Consider the following 9140-nt stretch of genomic DNA (forward strand, 5'->3'; position numbering starts at 1 on the left):
CCGTTGCCGGTCCCTGCGCTGTCCCACCACGAACGGGCGGCGCCAGCCTACGCAACAGGCTGCGAGGACGTTCGTGACCGTCGCCACAGCGAGGTGCTCGCCCGTCCCGGCAACAGCCGAGCAGCGTCATGCGGAGCGGACGATCAGGGCCGCACCAGGCCGGGGGACGTGTCCAGTTGTGATCGATCCGTGGGACCGGCTCCCGCACAGGGGCCGACCGGGGCCCCTTGTGCGGGCCGTCCGGCCCCTGGCCGCGGTGCCTCCGTCGCCGAACACTTGGGGGGAAGGCGGAGGGAGCTTCGCGCGGCCGGCCCGGGGCCCGGCCGCCCCAGCGGGTGCGTCACCGGACTCGCTGCCGGCCCAGGTTGCTGCCCGACGCAGGTACCGGCGGTGCCCCGCCGCCGCGCCGCGCGACGCAGGTGCGCGCGTCGGCTCATCCCCGAGGACTGTCATGCACCGCGTCGAGCGTTCGGATCGCTTCACCCCGGAAGAGCCGGTACCCCGCCCGGCCGCGGCGCCGACGGCGGCCTCCAGGCTCGAACCCGCCCTGCTGGCCATCACCGCCTCGGCCCTGACGGCAGGGGGCATCCTCTGGCTGCTCGGTGACGTCGCAGCGGCCGATCTGTGCTGGGCGCTCGGCACGATCGCCGCCATCGGTCCCGCGGTCGGCTGGGTGCTGACCGAGCTGCGCCACGGGCGGGCCGGCGTGGACCTGATCGCGGTCCTGGCGCTCGGCGGCACCCTGGCGGTCGGCGAGTTCCTCGCCGGGGCTCTGATCGGCCTGATGCTGGCCACCGGCCGCACGCTGGAGGCCGCCGCCCAGCGGCGGGCCTCCCACGACCTGCGCGCACTGCTCGAACACGCGCCCCGCACCGCCCGCCGACGCACCGGCGCGGAGATCCGCTCCGTGCCCCTCGCCGAAGTCGCGGTCGGTGACCTGCTCGTCGTCGGCGCCGGCGAGGTCGTCCCGGTCGACGGCCAGGTGGTGGACGCCACCGCCGTGCTCGACGAGTCGGTGCTCACCGGGGAGTCCGCGCCCGTGGAACGGGTGCGCGGCCAGACCGTGCGCAGCGGTGTCGTCAACGCGGGCGGTGCCTTCGACCTGCGGGCGACCGCGACCGAGCAGGACAGCACCTACGCCGAGATCGTCCGGCTGGCCCGGCAGGCGGGCGCGGAGTCGGCGCCGGTGGTCCGCCTGGCCGACCGCTACGCCGCCTGGTTCCTGCCCCTGTCGGTGGCGGTCGCGGGACTGGCCTGGCTGCTCAGCGGGTCCGCGCTGCGGGCGGTGGCGGTGCTGGTGGTCGCCACGCCCTGCCCGCTGCTGCTCGCCGCCCCGGTGGCGATCGTCTCCGGGCTGTCCCGGGCGTCCCGGCTGGGCGTGGTGGTCCGTGACGGGGGCGCGCTGGAACGCCTCGGGCGGGCCCGGACGCTGCTGCTGGACAAGACCGGCACCCTCACCGGCGGCCGCCCGCGCGTCCTCGACGTGACCGCGGCCCCCGGATGGAAGCCCGCCGAGGTGCTGCGGCTGGCGGCCACGGTCGACCAGTACTCGCCGCACGTCCTGGCCCATGCCATCGTCGACGCGGCGCGCGAGCGCGGGCTGGAACCCTTGGTGGCCACGGACGTGGCGGAGGAGGCCGGCCGGGGGGCGTACGGCGTCGTCGAGGGCCGCAGGACGGCCGTCGGCCGGCTGAGCCCCGGTACACCGGTCCCGGAGTGGGGCCGGGAGACGGAGAACCGGGCGCTGCTGGACGGCGCCGCCCTCGCCTGGCCCACCGTCGACGGCGTCCCCGTCGGCGCGGTCCTGCTGCGCGATCCGCTGCGCCACGACGCGCCCCGGACACTGCGCCGGCTGCGTACGGCGGGCATCGGGCGGATCGTGATGCTCACCGGCGACCGGCCCGAGCCCGCCCGCGAGATCGCCGCCGTGCTCGGACTCGACGACGTACGCGCCGAACTCACTCCCGCCGACAAGGTGGCCGCCGTCCGCGCGGAACGCGAGCACGCGGTCACCGTGATGGTCGGCGACGGCGTGAACGACGCGCCCGCGCTCGCCGCCGCGGACGTCGGGGTGGCGATGGGGGCGCGGGGTTCCACCGCCTCCTCCGAGGCCGCCGACGTCGTCCTCACCACCGACCGGGTGGACCGGCTGGCCGACGCCACGGCGATCGCCGTGCGGGCGCGCCGCATCGCCGTGCAAAGTGCGCTCGGCGGCATGCTGCTGTCCCTGGCGGCCATGGGTGTGGCCGCGGTGGGACTGCTGCCGCCCGCCGCCGGCGCCCTGCTGCAGGAGGGGATCGACGTGGCGGTCATCCTCAACGCGCTGCGCGCCCTGCGCGTGGACCAGGCGGCCCGGCCGGCCCTCGACCCCGCCGCCGAGGCCCTGATCCATCGCTTCGCGGCCGAGCACGAAGACCTGCAGGACGTACTGCAGGCCGTACGCGGCGCCGCGGCCCGGCTCTCGGCTCCCGGCGACGGCGCGCAGGCCCTGGAGTCGGTCCGCGAGGTCCACCGGCTGCTCACCGAACAACTGCTGCCGCACGAGTACGCCGAGGAGCACGAGCTCTACCCGGCCCTCGAATCCACTCTCGGCGGCCCCGAGGCGACCGCGACCATGAGCCGCGCCCACGCGGAGATCGAACGGCTCGCCCGGCGGGTGGCCACACACCTGTCGCTCGCCGACGCGCAGGGCGCACTGGCTCCCGAGCAGCTCGAGGACCTGCGCGCCTGCCTGTACGGCCTGCACACCGTCCTGCGGCTGCACTTCACACAGGAGGAGGAGAGCTACTTCTCACTCGCTCCGTGACGCGTGGTAGGAGGCCCATAGCAGGAGCCCCGTGGCGGGAGCCCCGTGGGAGGAAGGGATGTGCCCGGACCCTCCGTCGCCGCGTCACTGCCAGGTCGGGCGTTCCTGTTCCCCGTCGGCGACCTCGTACGTCCTGGTCCAGGTGGCCCCGCAGCCGCAGCGGGAGTGCTCGACCAGTTTTCCTTCTTCGGACACGCTCAGCTGCTGACTGAGCCGTACGTGTACATGATCGCCCATGAGGAACTGCTTTCCATCGGTGTCCGGAATTTCCTCATCGTGACGGCTTGTGTCCCGCACGGCAATGCCGTAGCTCACACACTTCGCGGGCACCGTCAAAGGCCGTGTGCGGCGATCATCCGGGGGACTGCGACCGTGTCAGAGGCTTCCGGGGTGCCCGGCAGGGACGTTCGGCTCTGGTGACGCGCACGGATCGCGCGCACCGTGGGAAGCAGCGGGACACCTTCGTACGGGAGTGATCACGATGGAAGCCAAGCACTGGACCGTGCAGATCTACATCACCGAGGACGGCGACGAGACACACGCACGCGCCGTGCTCACCACCCGCGACACTTCGGCGGTCACGGGCCGGGGCGTGGCCCGGCGCAACCCGATCGACCGGCCGGTACCGGAGATCGGCGACGAACTGGCCGCGAGCCGGGCCCTGGAGGACCTCGCCATCCGGCTGCACGACGTGGCCGCCGACGACATCGTCGACATGGCCGGCCCCGTTCGGGCGTGAGACGACGCGGGGTCGACAGCCCCGTCCCATGGTCGCGCCACCGGCACGAATGCCGGTGGCGCGACCCGTGTCCACGGTCGGAGGTTCAGCGCCCGGCCCAGTCGGAACCCTTCCGGAGGATGTCCAGCCGGCGCCGGTACTCGTCCTCCTCGATCTCCCCGCGGGCGAAGCGTTCGGCCAGCAGTTGTTCGGGAGTGGGGCGTCCGGGGCCGCCGTGCGCGGGCGGTTGCCCGGAGCCGCGGTTCAGTGCGCGGAAGAGGAGCACGCCGACAGCGATCAGCAGCGCCCAGAACAGCAGCGTCCCCAGGCTCATGGCGAACCAGCCCCAGCCGGGCCCGCCGTGCGGAAACCAAAACATCGTCATCACCCATTTCCTGGCGTGCTCTGCTGTCGCATCCGCGGCCGTCCCACCCGCGCCGACCCGATCGCCACCGGACACCGCGCGGGATGCTCGGTCCTTGTCCGCCCCGCGGGGCGCTCCGCACCGCCCGTGGGCGCAGGACCTTCGTAGCGCTCCCACCGGGAGGCGTACCCCAGCCGCGGCGGCAGACCGTGCCGGGCGGCCCCGTCCACCGCCCGGTCGCCCGGTCGACCGCCGTCGGGCTCGCATCGGATCCGTCGACGCCCACGACCAGGGGAAGCTCCACCCTTCCCACTGCCTTCCGCCCGGCTGCCACCTCGCACGGCAGGAGAACTCCCTGTCACCGTCTCACTCCCCACCAGGGCCGCATGAGGGCCGTTCGGCCCTGGTGGGGCAGTGGTCCATGTGATGTGCTGTGGATGACGGGAAGGACTGAGGAGGACGCGGAGCAACGGCTAGCACCGCGCACCGCGCAATCAGGATCCGCGAGAAGCGGATGGTCCTTCCCGTCCCGTCATGCCGGGCCCCCGTCGCGTACCGTGCCGGGCGGTCCCGGCGTTGTGCTTCGCGGCCCTCCGGCGAAGCACGTCGCGGATGGAGCGCTTCGGCCTTCTCCGGCGGGACCCCTCTCGCCCAGGTGGCGGGTTCCGGATCCGCGGGGCGCGGCGGTACGCCCACACCCCTCCACACCCCCTCATGCAGCCGCAGCTGCTGTTCGGTGAGGGCGAGTCGGCCGGGTTCCGCCGCGGGCCTGCCGCACGAGGGCGGCCCTGCGCGTCGGACCGGGGACCGTCGGGACCCGGTGATTTCGATGTCCGGACGGCACGGCGGGCGAACCGCTTGGATCCTCATGCCCGTCGAGTGGCCGTCGAATGGCCGTCGAGTGGCCACTGCGGATCGAACGGAGGGAGGCTGGAGGGAAGCGGCCGGTGTACCCCGACAGCCGTTTTCGATCGCCGAGAAGGCCGCAAGCAGACGGACCGGCCAACGGAACGGGAGGAAGCACATGAAGGTCGGAGTGCTGACCGGCGGCGGTGACTGCCCCGGCCTGAACGCTGTGATCCGCAGCGTCGTCCGCAAAGGCGTCCAGGAACACGCCTTCGACTTCGTCGGGGTGCGGGACGGCTGGCTCGGTCTGCTCCAGGACGCTGTCGTCCCTCTGGACATCCCCGCCGTGCGGGGGATCCTCCCCCGCGGCGGGACCATCCTCGGCTCTTCCCGTACCCACCCGTTCAAACACGAGGACGGACTGCAACGTGTGCGGGACACCCTCGCCGCGCACGACGTCGACGCGCTCGTCGTGATCGGCGGCGAGGACACGCTCGGGGTGGCCACCGAGCTGAACGGGCACGGGATCCCTCTGGTCGGCGTACCGAAGACCATCGACAACGACGTCTCCGGCACCGACTACACCTTCGGCTTCGACACCGCCGTGGGCATCGCCACCGAGGCCATCGACCGTCTCCACACCACCGCCGAGTCGCACATGCGCACCCTGGTGGTGGAGGTGATGGGGCGGCACTCCGGGTGGATCGCGCTGCACGCCGGCGTCGCGGGCGGCGCCAACGTGATCCTCATCCCGGAGCGGCCGTTCGACATCGATCAGGTCTGCGAGCAGGTGAAGAGCCGATTCAAGATCAACTACGCGCCGATCGTCGTTGTCGCCGAAGGCGCCGTCCCCAAAGAGGGACAGATGATCCTCAAGGACCGGTCGCTGGACGAGTTCGGGCACGTACGACTGTCCGGCATCGGCGAATGGCTGGCCCAGGAGATCTCGGGACGCACCGGCAAGGAGGCCCGCACCACGGTCCTGGGCCACATCCAGCGCGGCGGCACCCCGAGCGCCTTCGACCGCTGGCTCGCCACCCGCTTCGGGCTGCACGCCATCGACGCGGTCAAGGACGGTGACTTCGGCGTCATGGTCGCCCTGCAGGGCACCCGGATCGTCCGCCTCCCCCTGGCCGAGACCACAGGGAAGACCAAGCTGGTCGATCCGTCGCTGTACGACGAGTTCGAGGTGTTCTTCGGCTGACCGGCCCGACCGGCCCGACCGGACCCGGCGCTCGCTGTCACCCGGCGTACTGTCACCCGGCGTGCGGTACGACCGCCACCGGGCAGCGGGCGTGGTGCAGTACGGCGTGCGTGACAGGGCCCAGCCGGCCCTCGGAAGCCCGCGGGTCGGTGCGGCGGCCGACGACGAGCAGAGCCGCACCCCGGGACGTGTTCAGGAGCGCTTCCGCCGGATGGAGCAGCATGACGTCGGTGCGGACCTCCACCCGCGGGTACTTCTCGCGCCAGGGGCGCAGCGCGTCGGAGAGCCGCAGGACCTCCTGGTCCTCCCAGGTGGCGCGGTCCTCCTCGGTCACCACCAGGGTCCGCGGAGAGACGGCCTCGGCGGGAAGTGCCCATGCCTGGACCGCCCGCAGCCGTGCTCCGCGTGCCTCGGCGGCCGAGAACGCGAAATCCGCCACCTCACCCACCGGGTGGTGCGCGTCGAACCCCACCACGACCTGGCCGTCTTCGCGTGCCGTGTGCGTCCCTTCGCCGAAGGCGCCGGGCCGTTCGGGAACCAGCACGACAGGGCAGGGGGCTGCCGCCGCCACCCGCAGGGCCACCCGTCCGACCGCCAGACCGTCGAAACCGCCCGTCCCCCGGGTGCCGACGACGAGGAGCCCGGCGTCGCGGGCCGCGGCGAGAAGGGCCACGGCCGGGGCGTCGTCGGACTGCTCGCCCCGCACCTCGACATCCGGGCAGCGGTCACCGAGGTCGGCGACCACCCGCTGGAGCATCCGCGCACCCATGTGGTGCAGCCTGTCCACGGCCGGGGCCGGTACGGACGTGCCCGGAAGCGGTGGAGCAGCGTGCAGCAGACGTAGCGGAACACCGCGCGACGCGGCCTCCCGCGCCGCCCAGCCGGCTGCCGCCAGACTGTGTCCGGACCCGTCGACACCCGCCAGCACAGGGTGAGTCATCGTGTCCTCCTTCGCCCCCGTGCCCCCCGTGCCTCTCTCTTCCACTGTTCCACGACAGGGAACGCCGCGGCCCCGCAGCGGCCGAGCGAACCGGCTGCCCGGCGGACTCGCATGAGCCCGGCGGTCGCGGGAACCCGGGTCTCACCCTTCGGCATTCCGGACTGCTCGGCATTCCGGACCACCTGGAGAGGCGAGCCGATGACCGACATCCAGGACCTGCTGGGCGACGAGGCCAAGGATCTGCTGGCCCACACCGCCCAGGGGATCCCCAAGGAGGACCTGGTGCTGCCGGGTCACGACTTCGTCGACCGGACCGTGGCCGCTACCGACCGCTCGCCCCGAGTGCTGCGCAACCTGCAGTCCCTCTTCGACCACGGCCGTCTGGCCGGCACGGGATACGTGTCGATCCTGCCGGTCGACCAGGGCGTCGAGCACTCCGCGGCGTCGGCGTTCGCGGCGAACCCCCGCTACCTCGATCCCCGGAACATCGTCGAGCTCGCCGTCGAGGGCGGCTGCAACGCCGTCGCCAGCACGCTCGGTGTGCTCGGGGCCGTGTCGCGGCGGTACGCGCACAGGATCCCCTTCATCGTCAAGCTCAACCACAACGAGCTGCTGACCTACCCGAACCACTACGACCAGATCATGTTCGGCACGGTCGAGCAGTGCTTCGACCTGGGCGCGGCCGGGGTCGGCGCGACGGTCTACTTCGGCTCGGAGCAGTCGGACCGCCAGTTGCAGGAAGCCTCCGAGGTCTTCGCGCGCGCTCATGAACTGGGCATGTTCACCGTACTGTGGTGCTACCTGCGCAACTCCGCGTTCAAGAAGGACGGGGTCGACTACTCGGTGTCGGCCGACCTCACCGGGCAGGCCAACCACCTCGGCGTGACCATCGAGGCCGACATCGTCAAGCAGAAGCAGCCGGAGAACAACGGCGGCTACCCCGCTCTGGGCTTCGGCAAAACCGACCGGCTCCTGTACGACGGGCTCACCACCGATCACCCGATCGACCTCACCCGCTGGCAGGTCGCCAACTGCTACATGGGCCGGGTCGGGCTCATCAACAGCGGCGGCGCGTCGGCCGGCCAGGGAGACCTCGCGCAGGCCGTACGGACAGCGGTGATCAACAAGCGGGCCGGCGGCACGGGACTCATCACCGGCCGCAAGGCCTTTCAGCGGCCCACCGACGAGGGCATCGAACTCCTGCACGCCGTTCAGGACGTCTACCTCGACGACAGCGTCACCGTGGCCTGAGCGGGCCGGGCCCCGGCCCGCCCCGGGGTCACCGCCTCCCGCCCCGCTCAGAGTCCTCACAGTCCGCGCAGCCAGTTGTCGGCCACGCCCCGCGCGGCGCCGTTGTCGAGCCGGATCCGTGAGTCGTCGAGCCGGTGGGTGAGCTTGTCGACGACGTCGACCACGCCGTCGATCTGCCGGGTCATCGACACGGCGATCCCGGTGTCGCTCTTGCGTTCCATACGGCCTTCCAGCGTGACGACGCCCTCGGTCACCGAGACGGTGACGCTGTGGGGTGCCAGCCACAAGGTGTTCACCAGTACCTCGCGGACGACCTCCTCGCGGATCTCCGCGTCGGGCCGCAGGAAGACCCGCAGCAGGTCGCGCCGGGTGACGATGCCGACGAGCCGGTCCTCCTCGTCGATCACCGGCAGCCGCTCCACCTGGCGTTCGGCCATGGTCCGGGCGGCTTCCACGATGGTGTCGTCGGCGTGCACGGTGACGGGCGGTTCGGTCATCAGCCGGCCGGCCGTGCGCGCCGTCGCCTTCGCTGCCCGGCGCCGAGCGGTCGTCGTCAGCAGGGTGCGGAAGCCACGGCCCGGCTCACTCCGGGACGTCGCCTGTGCCTGGTGCGCCACCAGGTCCGTCTCCGAGATCACACCGATGACATGCTCGTCCTCGTCCACCACCGGAAGGCCGCTGATCCGGTGGTCGGCGAGCATGCGCACGACCTCCTTGAACGGAGTGCCGTACTCGGCCCGGACGACGTCGTCGGTCATCACCGAACCGATCTTGTTGTGCTTCATGCCCGTTCCCTCCTCCATCACCTTCGGATGAGTCGAGCATCCAGCGGCGCGGGCCGGGAGCCCATGGGCTGTCCGGGGGCGTCCCTGGGGCCGATCGGCCCCAAATCCGTCCCCATGCGGGCCGGGTCCGTCAAGGCGCAAGACGACCCGGCCCGGCACGTGGTGGACTTCTGCGCCGAGGAGGAGTACCACCGGCAGCGTGGACGTGGGAACAGCGATGCTTGAG

Annotated in this window: 9 protein-coding genes; 5 read left to right on the forward strand and 4 right to left on the reverse strand. The window is 72.3% G+C overall.

Annotated elements, in window-relative coordinates:
* Positions 1-451: 451 nt before the first annotated feature.
* A complete protein-coding gene (locus DEP02_RS19640; protein WP_112468992.1) occupies positions 452-2806 on the forward strand; it encodes a heavy metal translocating P-type ATPase in 2355 nt (784 codons plus the stop codon).
* An 84-nt stretch (positions 2807-2890) separates the two neighbouring features.
* On the opposite strand, the gene DEP02_RS34085 is transcribed toward DEP02_RS19640, so the two are convergent.
* Positions 2891-3043, reverse strand: coding sequence for a hypothetical protein (locus DEP02_RS34085; protein ID WP_198668497.1), 153 nt, complete (start codon positions 3041-3043; stop codon positions 2891-2893).
* A 244-nt stretch (positions 3044-3287) separates the two neighbouring features.
* Between DEP02_RS34085 and DEP02_RS19645 the strand changes: the two genes are divergently transcribed.
* Entirely contained in the window at positions 3288-3545 is a 258-nt protein-coding gene (locus DEP02_RS19645) for a DUF1876 domain-containing protein (protein ID WP_112468993.1), read from the forward strand.
* An 85-nt stretch (positions 3546-3630) separates the two neighbouring features.
* On the opposite strand, the gene DEP02_RS19650 is transcribed toward DEP02_RS19645, so the two are convergent.
* Positions 3631-3909 (reverse strand): SHOCT domain-containing protein, encoded by a 279-nt coding sequence (locus tag DEP02_RS19650; RefSeq protein WP_438947782.1) that lies wholly within the window; start codon positions 3907-3909, stop codon positions 3631-3633.
* Between the two features lie 1003 nt (positions 3910-4912).
* Here DEP02_RS19650 and DEP02_RS19660 point away from each other — a divergent pair.
* Positions 4913-5938: a 6-phosphofructokinase gene (locus tag DEP02_RS19660; RefSeq protein ID WP_112468994.1), complete on the forward strand. Its 1026-nt coding sequence runs from the start codon at positions 4913-4915 to the stop codon at positions 5936-5938.
* 52 nt (positions 5939-5990) lie between these two features.
* On the opposite strand, the gene DEP02_RS19665 is transcribed toward DEP02_RS19660, so the two are convergent.
* Positions 5991-6878 (reverse strand): universal stress protein, encoded by an 888-nt coding sequence (locus DEP02_RS19665; protein ID WP_112468995.1) that lies wholly within the window; start codon positions 6876-6878, stop codon positions 5991-5993.
* A gap of 198 nt (positions 6879-7076) precedes the next feature.
* Between DEP02_RS19665 and DEP02_RS19670 the strand changes: the two genes are divergently transcribed.
* Positions 7077-8129 carry a class I fructose-bisphosphate aldolase gene (locus tag DEP02_RS19670; RefSeq protein ID WP_112468996.1) on the forward strand — a complete coding sequence of 351 codons (1053 nt, stop codon included), beginning with the start codon at positions 7077-7079 and terminating at the stop codon, positions 8127-8129.
* 56 nt (positions 8130-8185) lie between these two features.
* On the opposite strand, the gene DEP02_RS19675 is transcribed toward DEP02_RS19670, so the two are convergent.
* Positions 8186-8914 (reverse strand): CBS domain-containing protein, encoded by a 729-nt coding sequence (locus DEP02_RS19675; RefSeq protein ID WP_112468997.1) that lies wholly within the window; start codon positions 8912-8914, stop codon positions 8186-8188.
* 27 nt (positions 8915-8941) lie between these two features.
* Here DEP02_RS19675 and DEP02_RS33565 point away from each other — a divergent pair, with 27 nt between their 5' ends.
* The gene (locus tag DEP02_RS33565) at positions 8942-9139 is read left to right on the forward strand and encodes a hypothetical protein (RefSeq protein WP_157977489.1); all 198 of its coding nucleotides are present in this window, start codon (positions 8942-8944) and stop codon (positions 9137-9139) included.
* The last annotated feature ends 1 nt before the right edge of the window (position 9140 follow it).

It is taken from the genome of Streptomyces triticisoli, assembly GCF_003270085.1.
Taxonomy (GTDB): Bacteria; Actinomycetota; Actinomycetes; order Streptomycetales; family Streptomycetaceae; genus Streptomyces; species Streptomyces triticisoli.

Excerpts from the sequence above, each read along its gene's own strand:
- DEP02_RS19640 (WP_112468992.1), top strand. The coding sequence starts at position 452 with ATGCACCGCGTCGAGCGTTCGGATCGCTTCACCCCGGAAGAGCCGGTA.
- DEP02_RS34085 (WP_198668497.1), bottom strand. The coding sequence starts at position 3,043 with ATGGGCGATCATGTACACGTACGGCTCAGTCAGCAGCTGAGCGTGTCC.
- DEP02_RS19645 (WP_112468993.1), top strand. The coding sequence starts at position 3,288 with ATGGAAGCCAAGCACTGGACCGTGCAGATCTACATCACCGAGGACGGC.
- DEP02_RS19650 (WP_438947782.1), bottom strand. The coding sequence starts at position 3,909 with ATGACGATGTTTTGGTTTCCGCACGGCGGGCCCGGCTGGGGCTGGTTC.
- DEP02_RS19660 (WP_112468994.1), top strand. The coding sequence starts at position 4,913 with ATGAAGGTCGGAGTGCTGACCGGCGGCGGTGACTGCCCCGGCCTGAAC.
- DEP02_RS19665 (WP_112468995.1), bottom strand. The coding sequence starts at position 6,878 with ATGACTCACCCTGTGCTGGCGGGTGTCGACGGGTCCGGACACAGTCTG.
- DEP02_RS19670 (WP_112468996.1), top strand. The coding sequence starts at position 7,077 with ATGACCGACATCCAGGACCTGCTGGGCGACGAGGCCAAGGATCTGCTG.
- DEP02_RS19675 (WP_112468997.1), bottom strand. The coding sequence starts at position 8,914 with ATGAAGCACAACAAGATCGGTTCGGTGATGACCGACGACGTCGTCCGG.
- DEP02_RS33565 (WP_157977489.1), top strand. The coding sequence starts at position 8,942 with ATGAGTCGAGCATCCAGCGGCGCGGGCCGGGAGCCCATGGGCTGTCCG.